The sequence below is a fragment of the Sphingopyxis sp. PAMC25046 genome (assembly GCF_004795895.1).
In the GTDB taxonomy this organism is placed as follows: domain Bacteria; phylum Pseudomonadota; class Alphaproteobacteria; order Sphingomonadales; family Sphingomonadaceae; genus Sphingopyxis.
Genome location: NZ_CP039250.1, coordinates 89,487 through 106,180, shown reverse-complemented (window position 1 = coordinate 106,180; position 16,694 = coordinate 89,487). Strand labels below are relative to the sequence as shown.

Sequence of the window (16,694 nt, the reverse complement as noted above, 5' to 3'; positions counted from 1 at the left end):
ATGGAAGCCGACTATTTCATCGGGGTCGCGCAGCAGTCGCTGTGGATCCTTGCGCTCGCCTCGGCGCCGCTGCTGCTGCCCGTGCTCGTCATCGGCGTGCTGCTCGGCATGGTGCAGGCGGCGACGTCGATCAACGAACAGACCTTGACCTTCGTGCCCAAGCTGATCGTCGCGGCGATCTGCCTCGCGATCTTCGGCGGCAGCATTCTCGTGCTGCTCACCGACTTCACGCGCGAGCTGTTCGCGCAGATTCCGGCGCTCGTCCGTTAGGGCTCGCGGCACGCCGATGAACCCTGCCGACATCCCGAATATCGAGGCGATGCTTCAGCTGTGGATGCTGGGGATGATCCGCCCCGGCGCCGCCTTTATCGCCGCGCCGGTGTTCGGCGCCGCGAATGTGCCGGTACAGCTTCGGCTCGTGATCGCCCTCGCGGTCGGGGTGCCCGCGGTCGCGGCCTCTGGCATGGCGCTGCCGCCCGAGGGCATCGTGTCGGTCCCGGGCTTTTTCTTCGTCATCGGCGAGGTCGTGATCGGGCTCGCGATCGGCTTCGTGCTCCAGATGGGGCTCGCCGCGGCGCTGCTCGCGGGCGAAGTGATCAGCAATGCGATGGGCCTCGGCTTCGCGTCGATGGTCGATCCGCTGAGCGGCGCGTCGAGTTCGGCGATCGGCCAGTTCCTCTCGATGATGGCGACCGCGCTCTTCCTCGCCGCCGACGGCCATCTCCTGCTGATCGATATCATTGTCGACAGCTATAGCGCGCTACCGCCCGGCAACGCCTTTCCCTCGTGGGACGCGATCGGCGGCCTCATCCGCTTCGGCAGCCTGATGTTTGCGGCGGGGCTGACGATCGCGATGCCCGTCGGCTTCGTGCTCATTCTCGTCCAGATCATCATGGGCGTGATCGGCCGCTCGGCGCCCGCGCTCAACCTGTTCGCGGTCGGCATCCCCGCGACCCTGCTCGCCGGGATCGTGCTGCTCGGCATCGCGACGCCCGCGATGGCCGAGGCGGTCGCGCGCATCCTCTCCGACGCGCTCGACGCCGCGCGCATGGTCGCGGGAATCTGAGCCATGGCAGAAGGCAGCGACAAGGACCAGAAAACCGAACAGCCGACCGCGAAGAAGCTCGCCGATTCGGCGCGCGAGGGCGATGTGCTGATGTCGCGCGAGCTGGCGACCGCGCTGATGATGCTCGCGGCCGCGGGCTGGATCGTCGCCGCGGGCGGCTGGTTCGTCCAGTCGGCGGGCGACCTTGTCCGTCGCGGGCTGACGCTGACCGCCGCCGACGTCGCCGATTTCGCGCCGGCCGAGGCGCTGATGCGCAACGGGGTCGAAATCCTGCTGCCGCTCGCAAGCCTGTTCGCGCTTGCGATCGGCGCTGCCGTCGCGGGTCCGGCGATGCTCGGGTCGATGGGTTGGCGCGGCAAGGCGCTTCACTTCAAGGGCAACCGGATCAACCCGCTGAGCGGGCTCAAGCGCATGTTCGGCATGCAGGGCGCGACCGAACTCGGCAAGGCGATCGCGAAAGTGCTGCTGCTCGGCACGATCGGCTATTGGCTCGTCGCCAGCAGCCTGCCCGCGATCATGACGATGGCCTCGACCGACCTGATCGCCGCGATCGGTCTTGCCGGAAAGGCGATCGGCCACGCGATGCTGGCACTCGCCGGCGGGCTCGTCGTCATCGCGCTGATCGACGTCCCGGTGCAATGGTTCCAGCGCAACAAGCGGCTGATGATGAGCAAGCAGGAGATCAAGGAGGAGATGCGCCAGTCCGACGGCGCCCCCGAGCTCAAGCAGGCGCAGCGCCAGCGCGCGCACGAGATTTTGAGCGGATCGGCGCGCAAGGCGGTGTCGGAGGCGACCGTCGTGCTCACCAACCCGACGCATTTCTCGGTCGCGCTGCGCTATCGCCCCGGGACCGACGCCGCGCCGGTCGTCGTCGCGCGCGGACGCGGCGACGTCGCGCTGTCGATCCGCGAGCTGGCGCGCGCCGCCAATGTTCCGATGCTCGAATATCCGCAGCTCACCCGCGCCATCTATTTCACCGCACGCGCGGGCCGCGTGATCCCCGAGGAATTGTTCGTCGCGGTCGCGACCGTGCTCGCCTTCGTCTTCCAGCTCGAGCGCGCCGTCGCCGACGGAATCGCCCAACCCGCGGTCGACGTGCCGCCTTCGCACCAGTTCGATCCCGAAGGGCGGCGTCAGGCTTAATCTTTCGCGCGCGCCGCCGTTAAGGGGTGCGAAGGATATTTGCCATGGTAAGCTCAATCGCCAACAGCCTCGGTTTCGGCTCGGGCCTCGACGTCAAACAGCTCGTCACCGACCTGTCGAACGCCTCGCGCGATCCCAAGATCGCGCGCATGGCGGAACTGACGCAGGCCAACCAGGCGCGGATCAGCGCGCTCGCGCAGGCGCGCGCCGACCTCGACGGATTCGCCGATTCGCTGAGCCAGATGGTCAATGACGGCACGCTGCGCAGCACCCCCACCGTGTCGGACGAAAGCGTGCTCGGCGCGACCAGCCGCGCGGGCCTTTCGGCCGACAGCTTTGCCGCGACGGTCGTTGTGAACCAGCTCGCGCGCGCGCAGACCAATTATTCGGGCGTTGTCACCGACAAAACTGCGGCGATCGGCGCAGGCACGATGACGCTGACCGTCGGCGGCGTCGCCAAGACGATCACGATCGACGCGACAAACAACAGCCTCGACGGGCTTGCGAACGCAATCAACGCGAGCGGCGCGGGCGTTACCGCCTCGATCATCGCCGACGAAGGCGGGCACCGCCTGATCCTGAAAGGCCCGACCGGCGAAGCCGGCGCCTTCACCCTCACCGCCGATGCCGGCGCCGACCCTGGCCTCTCCGCCTTTGCCACTGGCGGCGGCATGAACGAGGGTCAAAGCGCCGCCAACGCCGAATTCACCATCGACGGCATCGCTTTCAGCCGCGCGACCAACATCATCGACGATGTCGTTCCGGGCATGTCGCTGACGCTCAAGAAAGCGGCACCCGGCCAGCCCGTCGATATCGGCGCGAGCCGCCCGCTCGACATGATCAAGCAGACGGTGGGCGATTTCGTCGCGGTCTATAACCAGCTCAAGAAAAGCCTTGTCGCCGCGTCGAGCCTGTCGGGTCCGAGCACCGGATTGCGGGAGCTCGAACGGGAACTCGGCGGGCTCATCCACAAGGTGGTTTCGAGCCACGGCAGCATCAACCAGCTGTCCGACATCGGCGTTTCGGTAACGAAGGAAGGTCTGCTGTCGGTCGACAATAAAAAGCTCGACAAGGCGCTCGAAACCGACGCCGGCGCGGTTGAGGCACTTTTCAACCCGCGCCGCGACGCCACCCACACCGAACAGAGCGACCCGGGCATCGCCTTCGCGCTCGACGCGATCCGCGACAAGGCGGTCGGGGTCAATGGCGCGATCGATCGCGTGTCGAGATCGCTCGACACGAAAAAGGAAAATCTCGCCGACCAGCTCGAGAAGATCGAGGAACGCGAGGACGCGTACAGGAAGCGCCTCGAGAAGCAATATGGCGCGCTCGAAGCGAAGCTGGCCGCGTTCAAGGCGACGCAATCCTATCTCGAACAGCAGATCAAGCTCTGGTCGAATCAGGGTAATGACTAACTAGAGCGTGGGGACCAGGACTGTGACCGCTACCGCTTCGACCGTCCGGGCGACCGGACTTTATCGCCGATTGCAGAATGAAAGCCGCGCCGCCGCGGCCGACCCTGTCGAGCTGGTGACGATGCTTTACGACGAGCTTGAAACCGCCGTCGGCGTCCTCGCCGCGATGGTGCGGCAGGGGCAGCGCATTTCGGCGACCGAACCCGCGCATCGCGCGCGCGCGATCCTGATCGGCCTCGACGTCAATCTCGACCGCGACAAGGGCGGCGACGTGGCGACCGCGCTCTCGCGCGTCTATCGCAGCATGCGCCGCAAGCTCGACGATGCCGTCGCGGCGAACAGCGCCGAAGGTCTTTCCGAACTTCTCGAAGGGATCCTGACGATCAGCGCCGCCTGGCGTCAGCTCCGCTGAGGCCGCTGCCGGCTAGGCCCGAATAGCAAACGGCCCGCCCTTCGCGGGAAGGGACGGGCCGGTGCCATATGAGACTGGGAAGAACCCGCTGGGTACCCGGCCGCCCTAGGTGGGGACGGGCGGCCGGGTGGTGCGGGAGCGGACCAGAGCCCCCTTTTTCAGCGGGTGCTGAAACTTGTGTCGCGCGGGCCGTCAGGCGGCCTGCTGGTGGACGCCATATTTGCGCATCTTCTCGATCAGCGTCGTGCGCTTCAGCGTCAGCAGGCGCGCGGCTTCCGAAATGATGCCGTCGGCAAGGTCGAGCGCGACGTGGATCTGTTCGAGTTCGATCGTCTCGATCTCGCGCTTGAGGTCGATCGGGCGGCCCGGAGCCGGCGTCTTGGCAAACGGCGTCGCCGGCGTCGTGAAATCGTCCGCGCTGGCCTGCACCACGGCGGGGCTGCTGGAGACGGCCGGCCGGGGTGCGAGCGCTGCGGTGGGGTTCAAAAGCATCGCGACATCGTCGGCGCCGAGCGTCTCGCCGCCATGAAGAACGCTGGCGCGCTCGACGAAATTCCGGAGTTCGCGGACATTGCCGGGCCAAGCGTGCTGCATGAGGAGCGCCATCGCGGCATCGTCATAGCGGCATTTGGCATCGGCCGGCATCCGGCGCTGGAAATGGCGTACGAGCGCCGGAATATCCTCGACGCGGCTGGCCAGGCTGGGGACCTGGAGCACAACCACGCCGAGCCGGAAGAACAGGTCTTCGCGGAACTTGCCATCGGCGATCGCGGCGCCGAGATCCTGATGGGTGGCCGAAATGACGCGGACGTCGACGGCCTTCACCTCGCTGCTGCCAACGCGGACGATCGTCCGGTCTTCGAGCACGCGGAGCAGTTTCACCTGCATGTCGAAACGCATGTCGCCGATTTCGTCGAGGAAGAGCGTGCCGCCCTCGCTCGCTTCGAAATGGCCGATACGGCGGGCATGGGCGCCGGTGAAGCTACCCTTTTCATGCCCGAACAGTTCGGATTCGATAAGTTCGCCGGGGATCGCGCCGCAGTTGATCGCCGAAAAGGCCTTGCCCGCACGGGCGCCTTCATCGTGGATCGCACGGGCGACCAGTTCCTTGCCCGAGCCCGACGGACCGCAGAGCATCACCGAGGCGTTCGAGCGCGCCACGCGGCGGATCATCTCGCGCAGCCGGCAAACCGCCGGGCTCGACCCGATGATCAGCGCTTCGAGCGCTGTGTTTTCATTGTGCCCCAGTGTCATTTTGGTCTCCACCGCACCGCCCGCTCGGTGCCCCCTTCGATGGACTCAGCAATTGACGAAACTGGTAAACAAAAGCTTATCGCCTGTTCACTAAGTCCTTCAAAACAAATGGATATTGCCAATTTGGAAGTATTGGCGTCGGAAACGCGTTAACTATCTCCGATATGCTGCCAAACTGGCACTAATTGTCGCCGGCGCGCCAGCCGAGCGTGATCGAGATGCGACGATTGCGCGGATCGAATCGGTCGGAAGGGACATAGGGTTCGCGATCGGCGACCCCCTCGATTCGCGCAAACCGCTCTGAAGCGATGCCGCGGAATGCGAGATAGTGACGCGTGACCTCGGCGCGATCGACCGACAGGCGCCAGTTGTTGGTACCCGACTTCGCCGACCAGGGCGCGGCGTCGGTGTGCCCGCGGATCATCACCCGGTTGGGCACTTCGGCGATGAGCGCGCCGACCTCGGCGAACAGCTTGGCGCCCGAAGGGGTCAATTGGCTGGTGCCGATCGCAAACATCGAGACGTCGGCGTCGTCGACGATATCGATACGCAGCCCTTCGAGCGTTTCGGTGAAGCGCAAGTTGCGCGCGAGGCGCTTGAGGTCGGCGCGGCTCTGGAGCCGCTCCTTCAGCGACTGGGCGAGCGCGTTGAACTTTTTCGATTCGGCTTCGCGTTCGCGCCCCGACGCCTCGCGCGGTCCGCCGACCGCATCGCGCGGGATCGTCATCGCGCGCGTGCCCGTTTGTGCGGCGCCATGCGGATAGCGATCGGCCGCCACCAGCGAATCGCCGCCGAACAGGCCGGACGATCCCGCGGTGTCGGTTTTTGTCTGTACGATCGTCGGCGCGAAATAGTCGGCGAGCGCCTTGCGCTGCGCCTCGTTGGTCGCGCCGAGCAGCCACATCAGGAGGAAGAAGGCCATCATTGCGGTGACGAAGTCGGCATAGGCGACCTTCCACGCGCCGCCGTGATGGCCGCCGTGCGCTTCCTGGATCACCTTCTTGACGATGATGGGCCGCGGCGGTGTGTTCGGGCGGGCAGCCATCAGCGGCCCCGCATCCCGTCGAAGACTTCGGCGAAGCTCGGCTGGTTATGATGGTCGACGCCCGAGCGCGCCGCCTCGATCACCAGCGGCTGCGGATGGCCGTGGAGCGAGGCGATGATCAGCTGCTTCACCGTGTGATAGATGGCGCCGTCGCTTTCGATCACCGTCTTGGCGCGCGTCGCGAACGGGCCGACGAGGCCATAGGCGAGCAGCACGCCGAGGAAGGTGCCAACAAGCGCCGAGCCGATCATCGCGCCGAGGATCGCCGGCGGCTGGTCGATCGAACCCATCGTCTTGACGACGCCGAGCACCGCCGCGACGATGCCGAGCGCGGGGAGCGCGTCGGCGAGGCTCTGCAAGCCCTCGGCGGGCTTGAGGCTGTGATGGTGGTGGCTCTTCAGCGCGTTGTCCATCACCTCCTCGACCGCGTGGGGATCGAGCGTGCCCGAGGACACCACCACCAGGCGCAGCGTGTCGCAGATGAGGTGGACGAGCGTGTCGTCCTTCAAAAGCTTGGGATATTGCTGAAAGATCGTCGAATTCTTCGGATCCTCGATATGCGGCTCGACCGCGACCGGACCTTCGGTGCGCATCATCTTCATCAGCGTCGAGACGAGCAGGATGCAGTCGAGATAATCCTGCTTCTTGTATTGGGGCCCCTTGAACACCTTGCCGAGCCCGCCGGCGAGCGCCTTCAGGTCAGCGCCCGAATTGCCGATGATCAGCGAGCCGAGCGCCGCGCCGCCGATGATCAGCATCTCGTGCGGCAGCGCGTGCATGACGGGGCCGAGGTTGCCACCAGTCAGCGCAAAGCCCCCGAAGACCAGCAGGATCAAGACGACGATGCCGACGACGGGAAACATGTGCGCGAAACTCCATTCGGGACCCGGCTGCCGAGGCCGGCCCCCGCAAACTCAGGCCCCCATTAACTCAGGGACGTCTTGATGATTAACGGCAGCGGCGCCGCAAGATTGAGGGCCGTCAGCCCAAAATATCGAACAAGGTCTGCCGGTTGATCTTGGCGAAGGCCGCCTGCGCGGCCTGCAGCGTCAGATCCTGGGCATGGAGCTGGGCGATCGCCTCTTCGAGATTGGTATCCTCGACCACCGAGCGCTCGTCCTTGAGCGTGATCCCGCGCGACGCAAGGCCGTCACCGATGCGGTCGAGTCGGCCGCCCGACAGGCCGATCTTGGCATGTTCGTCGGCGACGTGGCTGATCGCGGCGTCGAGCGATCCCAGCGATGCGTTCATTCCCGCCTTGTCGTTCGCGGCGACTGCCGCGGCGGCGTCGCGGATTCCCGTCGACAGGCTGTTGCCGCCGACGACGAACACGTCGGCCGCCGACGGCACCGGCGCGAAAGTGACGTCCGAATCGAAACGCATCACGCGCGCGGTGCCGGCGGCGAATACCGGATCGCCGTTCGAATCGCGGGTCGCCGCGAGCGCGTCGAGCTCGTCGGCGATCGTCCCGAGTTCGGCCGCAATCGTCGCGCGGTCGGCGGGGTTGGCGGTATCGCTCGCGGCGGCGAGCGTCAGCTCGCGCGCGCGCGACATCAGATCGCTCACCGATTTCAACACTCCGTCGGCCTGCGACACGAGCGCCGAGGCCGAATTGACGTTCGCCGACCAGGCAGCCATGCTCGCCTGCGTCGTGCCGATCGTCGCGATACGGCGCGCCGCGACCGGGTCATCGGACATTCGGAGGAGCTTCTTGCCGCCCGAAATCTGGATCTGCGTCCGCTCGAGCGCGTCGGCGAGCTTTTGTTGGCGCGCAATTTCGCGCGTCATGCGATTGCCCACGGCGTTGATCATGTTCCGGCCCTTTCCTTAGAGCGAGCTGAGCAGCGTTTGCATCGTTTCGCGCGCGACCTGTATCGTGCGCGCGGCGGCCGAATAGGCTTGCTGGAAACGCAGCAATTCGGCCGCCTCCGTGTCGAGATCGACCTGGCTGACCCCGTCGCGCGCGGCAGCCGAAGCATCGGCGCGCGTCGCGGCGGCGGCATCCTGCGCGCGCGCCGACGCGACCGTCTGCGCCTGCGAGGCCATATGCCCCGACCAGCGCGCCTCGGGATCGTCCGCCCCGCGCATCGTACCGAACGCCAGCATGTTGCCGTTGCTGCCCGACGCGTCGGCGGCCGCCACCTGATCGGGGGTCAGCGCCGTGGCGGTCAAGGTCGCGGCGCTGGTGCCCGTGAAGAGCGGCTGACCCGGATTGCCGTCGGCATCGGTGCCCGCCTGGTGCGCGGCGTTGAGCTGCGCCGCGAAATCAGTCGCCATCGTGTCGAGCGCGGCGCGCTGGTCGGCGACATGATTCGCTCCCTCGGCGAGCCCGGCGAGCGAGCCTGTCGAGATCGCGAGCGGCGATCCCCCGATGCTGTACGACAGCCGCCCGTCGGGCGCGGCGGTCACCGAAATCGGATTGACGACCCCGCCGCCGACGAGCAGGTCGCCCGATCCGGCAGCGCGCAGCGTCACCGCGCCATTATTATCGAAACTTGCGCTGACCCCCGCCTGCGACGACAATTTGTCGAGCAATCGGTCGCGCTCGTCGAGCAGGCTCGCTTCGTTCGTCGATCCCGGCCGCGCCTTGCGCAGCCCGATGTTGATCTGTTCGAGCGCATCGAGGTTGGTGTTGAATGTATCGACCTCGCTCGCGGCGGCGCCCTCGATCCCGTCACCCATCTTCTCGAGCTGGTTCGCGGCGGTGCGGAACCCCGATGCGATATCGTCGACCGACTGCAGGAACTGCGCCCGCAGCGTCCGGTTCGAGGGGTCCGAGGTGAGCTGGTCGGCAGTCGTATAGAGGTTGGTGAGGCCGGTCTTGATGCCGTTCGTCTCGTCGCTCAATGCCGCTTCGACCTTGTCGAGCCAGCTGAGCTTCGTCGCCGCGCGCCCCGAATCGCCCGAAGTGATGCGCGAATCCTCGATGAGCCACGCGTCGACCGAACGGTCGAGGCCCCGGATGTCGACGCCCCCGGGATTGGTGTTGCCGCGATAGAAGATCGAATTGCCGCCGCCGACGGCTTCCATCATCTCCAGCCGGCGCCGCGCGTATCCGGGCGTCTGCGCGTTGGCGATATTATCGCCGATCGTCGAGAGCGCGCGCGAATAGGCTTTGAGCCCGCTGTAGCCGATGCCGAGCAGGTCGCTCATTGTACGCCTCCCCCGGAACGAGCGGCAAGCGCGCCGAGCTGGCCGCGGAACTGCCGCTCGACCATGTCGGCGATGCCGAACTGGCGCATCGCGGCGAGGCTGTCGGCGGTGCGCGCGTCGGCCATCTCGCGGAAATTGTCGGTCGCGCTCGACCCGAAGATGTCGTCGGCAAGCTTCGCCTGCCGCATCGACGCCATCAGCTGGCGCAGGATCACGGCTTCGAACGCCTCGGCCGCCTTGCGCAGCCCGCCGTCGCCGCCGCCCCCCGCCGCCGGAGTCGGGGTCGCTGTCGGCGTCGCCGAAACGGAAGAAACGGGGCTCGTCATATGATCACCAGTTCCGCAGTGAGCGCGCCGGCCTGGCTCAGCGCCTCGAGGATGGCGACAAGGTCACCGGGGGGAACGCCCAGCCGGTTGATCGAATCGACCAGATCGGAGAGCGAGGCATTGGGGTTCATCAGGAAGGCCGGGCGATAATCTTCGGTGACTTCGATCTCGCTCGACGGTTCAATCGCGGTCTGGCCGCGGCTGAACGGCGCGGGCTGGACGACCATCGGCGCTTCCTTGATCGACACGGTGAGCTTGCCGTGGCTGACCGCCGCGGTGCCGACGCGGACCGCGCCGTTGATCACCACCGTTCCGGTGCGCGCGTTGACGATCACCTTCGCCGGCGGTTCGGCGCGCGTCACGCCGAGATTCTCGATCTGCGACATCAGCCGCATCCGCTCGTCGCCGTTTCCGCTGGTGCGGATCGCGATGCTCGCCCCGTCGATCATCGATGCGGTGCCGGGGATCGCGGCGTTGATCGCATCGGTGACGCGTTTGGCATTGGTCGCGTCGAACTGGTGGAGGTTGAAGGTCAGATAGCTCGCTGTCGCAAAGCCGGTTTCGACCGCGCGTTCGACCGTCGCACCGCCCGCGATGCGCCCGCTCGACGGCACATTGACCGTCAGTTTCGACCCGTCGGCGGCGTCGACGCCGAGCCCGCCGATCACCAGATTGCCTTGCACCATCGCGTAGATCTGTCCATCGGCGCCATAGAGCGGCGCGAGCACGAGCGTGCCGCCGCGCAAGGATTTCGCCTTGCCGATTGCCGACACGGTGACGTCAAGACGCTGGCCGGGCTTGGCGAAGGGCGGCAGTTCGGCGGTGATCATCACTGCCGCGGCGTTCTTGAGCGCCGGGTTCACTCCGGGCGGCAGCGTCAGGCCGAAACGCGATACCGCACCCCGCATGCCCAGCGTCGAATAATCGAGGCTGTCGTCGCCGGTGCCCGCGAGGCCCACGACCAGCCCGTAGCCCGTCAGCTGGTTCGCGCGCAGCCCTTGGAACTGGCCCATGTCCTTGATGCGCTCGGCGTGCGCGGGAGCCACGAAGGCGAAGCTCGCGAGCAGCAGCGCAAAAAGGGTGAACAGGGTCGGACGCTGGGTCACTTCAAATTCCTCTTAGAAGGGGCTGATGATCGAGAAGAAGCGCTGCAGCCAGCCTTGCCGGCTTGCGCGGGCGATCTCGCCCTTGCCGACGTAGCGGATGTGCGCGTTGGCGACGCGCGTCGACAGGATGCGGTTGTCGGGGCTGATGTCGATCGCGCGCACGATGCCCGAGATCTGGACGCGCTCGTCCCCGCGGTTGAGGGTCAGGAATTTCTCGCCCTTCACCAGCATCGTGCCGTTGGGATAGACGGCGGCGACGGTCACGCTGACCTCGCCCGACAGCGCGTTCGACTGCGACGCTTCGCCCTTGCCCTTGAACTGCTGGCCGCCGCCCATCGCGATATCGCTGGGGTTGAACAGCGACAGCGGGCCGGTGGTCGGCGGCGTGAGGCCGATATCGCCGTCGCGCTGCGTGCCCGCGGCATTGCTTTTCGTCGCGGCGGTGCGCTCGACGAGCTGGATCGTGATGATATCGCCGACCGCGCCCGCACGCCCGCCCGACGTCAGCGGCACATAGGCGCCCTGAAAGATCGAGCCGTTCGCCGGCGGCGGAGGAGGCGGCAGCGGCATCGACGCCGAAAAGGCTTCGGGCGGCAGCTTGTCCTTCGCGTGCGCCATGACAGGCGCAAGCGCGATAGCCAGCATCGCCAGTTTAGAGAGTCTGCGACGCATTTTTCATCATCTCGTCGGTCGCGGAGATCATCTTCGAATTGACCTCATAGGCGCGCTGCGTCTCGATCATGTCGACGAGTTCCTCGACGACATTGACGTTCGATCCCTCGAGCATCCCGCCGCGCAAGGATCCGCGCCCTTCCTCACCGGCGCCGCCGACGAGCGGCGCGCCCGAGGCCTGCGTCTCGACGAGCATGTTGCCGCCGATCGCCTGCAGCCCCGCCGGGTTGGCGAAGCGCGCGATCTCGATCCGGCCGAGCTCGAGCGCGGTACCGTCGGCGGCGGTCGCCGAAACGGTGCCGTCGAGACCGATCGTCACATTGCTGGCATCCTCGGGAAGCTGGATCGCGGGGGTCAGCGGCTTGCCGTCGGAGGTCACGATCGTGCCGTCGGGGGCGCGGCCGAAATTGCCCGCGCGGGTATAGCCGATGCGCCCGTCGGGCATTTCGACCTGAAAATAGCCGGCGCCGTCGATCGCGACGTCGAGTCCGTTGCCCGTCGTCTGGAACGATCCCTGCGTATCGATGCGTGCGGTGCCGTTGAGTGCGACCCCGGTGCCGAGGTTGAGCCCCGTCGCATAGCGGTTTTCTGCGGTCGACGGCGCGCCGGCCTGTGTCATCAACTGATAGCTCAACGTCTCGAAGCTCGCGCGGTCGCGCTTGAAACCCGTGGTGTTGACGTTGGCCAGGTTGTTGGCGATCACCTGCATCCGGAAGCCCTGGGCATCCAGACCGGTCCGCGCGACGTGCAAGGCACCGATACTCATTTCAAATTCTCCTTAACGGGGGAGTTGCATCAGATTGGCGGTCGCGCTGTCCATGTCGCGCACGTCGCCGATCATCTTCAATTGGGTGTCCCAGCTGCGGCTCGCCTCGATCATCTCGACGAGCGCGCTGGTGGCGGTGACGTTCGATCCTTCGATCGAGCGGGTGAGGAGCCGCGCTTCGGGGTCGTCGGGCAATATGCCACCGCCCTTCACGCGGAACAGGCCGTCGAGGCCTTTGACGATTTCCGACCCCGCGGGACCCGCGAGCCGCAGCCGGTCGACTTCCTGCGGATTTTCGGGATCGCCGCCTTGCGGCACGACCCACACACGGCCTTCCTGGTCGATGTTGATCGCGTCGGCGGGCGGGATCGTCACCGGTCCCTGCGTCCCTTGCACTGGGTTGCCGTCGCCGGTGGTGAGCAGCCCGCTGGGCGAGACCTGCAGGTCGCCGCGCCGCGTATAGGCTTCTTCGCCGTCCTTCGCCTGCACCACCAGCAAGGCGTCACCCTGCATCGCGATGTCGAGGTCGCGGCCCGTCTGGGTGACGGTGCCCGCGCGCATGTCGGCGCCGAGCACTTCCTCGGACGCCATCGCGCGCGCATCGAGCCCGCTGCCGTCGAGCCACAGCGACTGCGCATTGGCGATGTCGGCGCGGAAGCCCGGCGTCTGGGCGTTCGCCAGATTGTTGGCGATCGCCGTCTGCCGGGACATGCTGCCCCGCATCGCGGTGAGGCTGGTATAGATGAGGCGGTCCATCTGAATACTCCCGGCAGGCGGCGGTCAGCGCGGCGTCAGCGCATGCCGATGATCGTCTGGGTCAGCTGCGACGCGCCCTCGATCGCCTTGGCATTCGCCTGAAAATTGCGCTGCGCCGACATCAGCATCACCAGCTCCTCGGTGATATCGACGTTCGAGCGTTCGAGCGCGCCCGAACGGACCGCGCCCATCGAGCCGCTGGTCGGGCCGTCGATCGTCGGCGGGCCGCTTTCGCCCGTCGACTGCCAATGCGCATCGCCCGTCGGACGCAGGCCCGACATCGTCGGGAAGGTCGCCATCGCAACCTTGCCGAGCATCTGGTCTTCACCGTTCGCGAAGGTCGCGGTGACGAGGCCGTCGAGGCCGATCGACACATTGACCAGCGACGCGGTGGGATCCGACGGCGCGCCCGTGGGCAGCTGCATGTCGAAGGCGCCGGCAAGCGTGTTGTTCGTCACATTGCCGTTGGCATCGACGGGCAGCAACTGCAGCTTCGCGCCCGTCGTGTCGATGACATAGCCGTCGGGCGTCGGTTCGAACGAGCCGTTGCGCGTATAGGTGATCGCCTCGGTGGGGGGATTGCCCTTCACGATAAACATGCCTTCGCCGACGATCGCCATGTCGAGCGTCTTTTCGCTCGCCTCGTACGATCCCTGCGTAAACTGCTGGGTGATGCCGTTGAGGCGCGTGCCCTGACCCGCGATCGTCTTCGTCGACTGCGTCGGCGACGAAGCGAAGATGTCGCCGAACTGCGCCTTGCTGCGCTTGAAGCCGACCGAGCCGGCGTTGGCGATATTGTTCGAGATGACCGACATGTCGGTCTGCGAAGCCTTGAGGCCCGAAAGTGAGGTAAAGAATGACATGGACTTATCCTTCCTGCGTTGTGGGGGCGGGCGCCGGAGTGGCGGCCTTGATGTCTTTGAGCAGCTGCGTCTGCGCGGTCAGCTGTTCCGAAATCTGAGCGAGCACATTGTTGGTCTCGCTGATCCCGGCGAGGCTCGAGAATTGCGCCATCTGAGCGACCATCTGCTGGTTATCGACCGGGTTGAACGGATCCTGCTGCGACAGCTGCGCGGTCATCAGGCGGAGAAAATCGCTCTGATCCATCTGCTGGCTCGTGCCCTTGGGGTGGATCACGGGGTTGTTGTTGGTGATGCTGTTGACGCCCATCTTACTGTCCCATCCTGAGAGTTTCGTTGATCAGGCCCTTCGCGGTTTCGAGGACCTGGACATTGTTCTGATATTGGCGCGCGGTCTCGACCATCTCGACCAGCTCGGCGGCGCTATCGACCGCGGCTTCCCAGACATTGCCGTCGGCGTCGGCGAGCGGGTTCGACGGATCGTGGCGCTTCGACGGCGCCATTTTCGAGGTCGTGACCTGATCGATCTGGACCGTCGCGCGGCCGTGGTCGTCCATAACGGTGCGGAACACGGGCTTGAGCGAGCGAAACGCGCCCGCTTCGCTGCCCGCGACCGTCCCCGCGTTGGCGAGATTCGATGCCGTCGTGTTCAACCGGACGAGCTGTGCCGACATGGCGCGGCCGCTGATGTCGAAGACGGAGAAATTGCCGTTCATCGTCATTCGCCCTTCAGCGCACGCGACAGCGTGTTGATGCGGCCGCTGAGGAAGGCGAGGCTCGACCGGTAGGCGAGCGCGTTTTCGGCATAGGCGGTCTGCTCGGTCGCCATCTCGACGGTGTTTCCGTCGAGCGACGCCTGGACGGGGACGCGGTACGAAATCGCGCCGTCGGTCGACGCGCCCTGCCGTGCAAGGTCGAGCGCCTTGGCGAAGTCGATGTCGCGTGCCTTGTAGTTCGGCGTCGCAGCGTTCGCGATGTTCGACGCGAGCATCATCATGCGCTGGCTGCGTAGCTGGAGCGCCGTCGCATGCAGGCCAAAGAGCTTCTCGGATGCCATCATCCCGTTCCTTCATTTGCCGCCATCGACGGCGGGCCTTCGCTTGCCGGGTCCGGCCAGCTGGCACGGACGCGCGGAAACACACCAAGGCAGGATGCAACGGTCGTGCCAAAAGCTATTTATCAACATATTTCAGTGGTTTATTTTGTCGGCACAGCAAGACCCTTTTGCCCTCGTCAAAAAACCGACGATGCCGGCCGCCCTCGCGCAAAACCGCGCGTCAAACCACGACTGGCACGCTTCCTGCAAAATATCGGGAGACCCAAATCATCGGGCAAACGACCGGACCGAAGGAGATCGACCTTGTCCCGCAAAATTATCGCCGGCCTTGCCGCCTGCGCCATCGCCGCCCCGAACTTTGCCGACGCCCAGCAGGCGACCGAGGACTGGCAGACGATCGACACGCTGACCGCGACGGTCGCCAATGCCCTCGGCCGCACGGCGACGCCGATCGATCGCCGCATCAAGCTCGCGCGCTGTCCCGAGCAGGCGTCGATCACCGCGATCGACGCGCACACGCTCGCGGTGCGCTGCGACGCGCTGGGCTGGCGCCTGCGCGTCCCGATGACGGGCCCCGCCGGCGCCGCACCCGCGGCGGCAAGCTATGCCCGCCCCGCGCAAAGCACCCCGGTGATCCGCCGCGGCGACAATGTCCGCGTGACGATCGACACCCAAAGCTATTCGATCAGCTATGGCGCGATCGCCGCCGAGGACGGCCGCGTCGGCGAGACGATTGCGCTCAAGGGCGAGGACAACAAGTCGAAGCTCAGCGCCACCGTCACCGGGCCGGGGCGCGCCGTCCTGCACGACTGATCTTTCTTACCTTACCCTCCTCCAGGCCCGGGCTGTCGGCTTTCCGACGGCGCCGGGCCTTTCTTTTATTTTTTCGGGCGGGCACCCTTAATCGCCGCATACACCGTCCGTTAAAGCCTTCGTGAACCGCGTCGTCACTTTTCTGACGGCGCCGGATGGAGGCTTTTATGTCGGGTGACAGCAAGATCGGACCAGTCGGCGCCGTCGGCCGCGCCGTCCCGTTGCGCCGGGTCGCGAGCGAAAGCGTCGCGGCGATGCGCACGCCCGCGCAGCTGCAGCCGGCGCAGGAAAATCTGCCAGCGGCGAAGCTGACGCGCCTCGCCGGCAGCCTGGCCGATCAGGCGCCACCGGTCGACGTCGCGCGCGTCGCATCGCTGCGCACGGCGATCGCCAATGGCAGCTATAGCGCCCACCCCGCGATCATCGCGAGCGCGATGCTCGACTTTCACGGCCGCGGGACCGAGTGATGCTGGCGCAGATGGATGAGGTTCAGGCGCGGCTCAACACGCTCGTCGGCGCGCTCGACGGGCATGATGCCGGCGCGATCATCGCCGCGACCGAAGAGCTTGCTACCGCGGTGATCCTGTTTCGCGGCGCGGCGATTCCCGCAGGCAGCGAGCATCGCGCGCGCGCGCTGATCGGGCAGACGCTGAACCAGCTCGAAGCCGCCGCGGTGCGCGTCAACATCTTGAAGAACTGGACGCGTCAGAGGATTGACAAGAGCCATGATATCCGCGGCACGCGCCCGCGCGGAGCTGCTTTAAGCTACTAAAAATAAACAAAATATCGTCCGTTTCCGCGAAATGGCACGATGATTGCTTTTGGTCTGCTGAACAAGCGGAACCAAAGC

General features: G+C 66.2%; 22 protein-coding genes. 8 read left to right on the top strand and 14 right to left on the bottom strand.

The annotated features are described in order from the left end of the window. From E5675_RS00555 to E5675_RS00535, 5 genes are read left to right on the top strand one after another with little or no spacing between them, the layout of a single operon-like run. A complete protein-coding gene (locus E5675_RS00555; protein ID WP_037557392.1) occupies nt 1-270 on the top strand; it encodes a flagellar biosynthetic protein FliQ in 270 nt (89 codons plus the stop codon). 16 nt (nt 271-286) lie between these two features. After that, complete coding sequence (gene fliR, locus E5675_RS00550; protein WP_136172972.1) at nt 287-1,066, top strand: flagellar biosynthetic protein FliR; 780 nt, start codon at nt 287-289, stop codon at nt 1,064-1,066. A gap of 3 nt (nt 1,067-1,069) precedes the next feature. Beyond that, on the top strand, nt 1,070-2,209 hold the full coding sequence (locus tag E5675_RS00545; RefSeq protein ID WP_136172971.1) for a flagellar type III secretion system protein FlhB: 1,140 nt from the start codon (nt 1,070-1,072) through the stop codon (nt 2,207-2,209). Nucleotides 2,210-2,253: 44 nt separating this feature from the next. Beyond that, complete coding sequence (fliD, locus tag E5675_RS00540) at nt 2,254-3,624, top strand: flagellar filament capping protein FliD (protein WP_136172970.1); 1,371 nt, start codon at nt 2,254-2,256, stop codon at nt 3,622-3,624. Between the two features lie 22 nt (nt 3,625-3,646). Then, nucleotides 3,647-4,036 (top strand): flagellar protein FliS, encoded by a 390-nt coding sequence (locus E5675_RS00535; protein ID WP_136172969.1) that lies wholly within the window; start codon nt 3,647-3,649, stop codon nt 4,034-4,036. Between the two features lie 192 nt (nt 4,037-4,228). Here E5675_RS00535 and E5675_RS00530 read toward each other — a convergent pair whose 3' ends face one another. From E5675_RS00530 to E5675_RS00465, 14 genes are all read right to left on the bottom strand, one after another. Continuing rightward, complete coding sequence (locus E5675_RS00530; protein ID WP_136172968.1) at nt 4,229-5,290, bottom strand: sigma-54 dependent transcriptional regulator; 1,062 nt, start codon at nt 5,288-5,290, stop codon at nt 4,229-4,231. 181 nt (nt 5,291-5,471) lie between these two features. Continuing rightward, on the bottom strand, nt 5,472-6,335 hold the full coding sequence (locus E5675_RS00525) for a flagellar motor protein MotB (protein ID WP_136172967.1): 864 nt from the start codon (nt 6,333-6,335) through the stop codon (nt 5,472-5,474). Next, nucleotides 6,335-7,198, bottom strand: a complete 864-nt coding sequence (gene motA / locus E5675_RS00520) for a flagellar motor stator protein MotA (protein ID WP_037557399.1) — start codon at nt 7,196-7,198, stop codon at nt 6,335-6,337. The genes E5675_RS00525 and motA overlap by 1 nt, the downstream gene beginning before the upstream one ends. Before the next feature lie 118 nt (nt 7,199-7,316). Further along, complete coding sequence (locus tag E5675_RS00515; RefSeq protein ID WP_136172966.1) at nt 7,317-8,147, bottom strand: flagellin; 831 nt, start codon at nt 8,145-8,147, stop codon at nt 7,317-7,319. 15 nt (nt 8,148-8,162) lie between these two features. Then, nucleotides 8,163-9,488 carry a flagellar hook-associated protein FlgK gene (gene flgK, locus E5675_RS00510; protein ID WP_136172965.1) on the bottom strand — a complete coding sequence of 442 codons (1,326 nt, stop codon included), beginning with the start codon at nt 9,486-9,488 and terminating at the stop codon, nt 8,163-8,165. Then, nucleotides 9,485-9,814 (bottom strand): rod-binding protein, encoded by a 330-nt coding sequence (locus E5675_RS00505; RefSeq protein ID WP_136172964.1) that lies wholly within the window; start codon nt 9,812-9,814, stop codon nt 9,485-9,487. Before E5675_RS00505 ends, flgK begins: the two co-directional genes overlap by 4 nt. Further along, nucleotides 9,811-10,902, bottom strand: coding sequence for a flagellar basal body P-ring protein FlgI (locus tag E5675_RS00500; protein ID WP_247594908.1), 1,092 nt, complete (start codon nt 10,900-10,902; stop codon nt 9,811-9,813). Before E5675_RS00500 ends, E5675_RS00505 begins: the two co-directional genes overlap by 4 nt. Before the next feature lie 30 nt (nt 10,903-10,932). Further along, on the bottom strand, nt 10,933-11,592 hold the full coding sequence (locus tag E5675_RS00495; protein ID WP_136172962.1) for a flagellar basal body L-ring protein FlgH: 660 nt from the start codon (nt 11,590-11,592) through the stop codon (nt 10,933-10,935). After that, nucleotides 11,573-12,358 carry a flagellar basal-body rod protein FlgG gene (flgG, locus tag E5675_RS00490; RefSeq protein ID WP_136172961.1) on the bottom strand — a complete coding sequence of 262 codons (786 nt, stop codon included), beginning with the start codon at nt 12,356-12,358 and terminating at the stop codon, nt 11,573-11,575. The genes E5675_RS00495 and flgG overlap by 20 nt, the downstream gene beginning before the upstream one ends. 12 nt (nt 12,359-12,370) lie before the next feature. Then, on the bottom strand, nt 12,371-13,114 hold the full coding sequence (locus tag E5675_RS00485; protein ID WP_136172960.1) for a flagellar basal body rod protein FlgF: 744 nt from the start codon (nt 13,112-13,114) through the stop codon (nt 12,371-12,373). A 35-nt stretch (nt 13,115-13,149) separates the two neighbouring features. Further along, on the bottom strand, nt 13,150-13,977 hold the full coding sequence (locus E5675_RS00480; RefSeq protein ID WP_136172959.1) for a flagellar hook basal-body protein: 828 nt from the start codon (nt 13,975-13,977) through the stop codon (nt 13,150-13,152). 4 nt (nt 13,978-13,981) lie between these two features. Beyond that, on the bottom strand, nt 13,982-14,284 hold the full coding sequence (locus E5675_RS00475) for a flagellar hook capping FlgD N-terminal domain-containing protein (RefSeq protein WP_037557408.1): 303 nt from the start codon (nt 14,282-14,284) through the stop codon (nt 13,982-13,984). 1 nt (nt 14,285) lies between these two features. After that, nucleotides 14,286-14,696 (bottom strand): flagellar basal body rod protein FlgC, encoded by a 411-nt coding sequence (gene flgC / locus E5675_RS00470; RefSeq protein ID WP_037512556.1) that lies wholly within the window; start codon nt 14,694-14,696, stop codon nt 14,286-14,288. Then, nucleotides 14,693-15,034 (bottom strand): flagellar basal body protein, encoded by a 342-nt coding sequence (locus E5675_RS00465; RefSeq protein ID WP_136172958.1) that lies wholly within the window; start codon nt 15,032-15,034, stop codon nt 14,693-14,695. Before E5675_RS00465 ends, flgC begins: the two co-directional genes overlap by 4 nt. A 300-nt stretch (nt 15,035-15,334) precedes the next feature. On the opposite strand from E5675_RS00465, the gene E5675_RS00460 reads away from it, so the two are divergent. The 3 genes from E5675_RS00460 to E5675_RS00450 all read left to right on the top strand — a co-directional run bounded on the left by E5675_RS00460 (nt 15,335) and on the right by E5675_RS00450 (nt 16,616). After that, a complete protein-coding gene (locus E5675_RS00460) occupies nt 15,335-15,844 on the top strand; it encodes a flagella basal body P-ring formation protein FlgA (RefSeq protein ID WP_136172957.1) in 510 nt (169 codons plus the stop codon). A gap of 167 nt (nt 15,845-16,011) precedes the next feature. Next, a complete protein-coding gene (gene flgM / locus E5675_RS00455) occupies nt 16,012-16,311 on the top strand; it encodes a flagellar biosynthesis anti-sigma factor FlgM (RefSeq protein ID WP_168707769.1) in 300 nt (99 codons plus the stop codon). Beyond that, nucleotides 16,311-16,616 (top strand): hypothetical protein, encoded by a 306-nt coding sequence (locus E5675_RS00450; RefSeq protein ID WP_136172955.1) that lies wholly within the window; start codon nt 16,311-16,313, stop codon nt 16,614-16,616. Before flgM ends, E5675_RS00450 begins: the two co-directional genes overlap by 1 nt. Nucleotides 16,617-16,694: the final 78 nt, after the last annotated feature.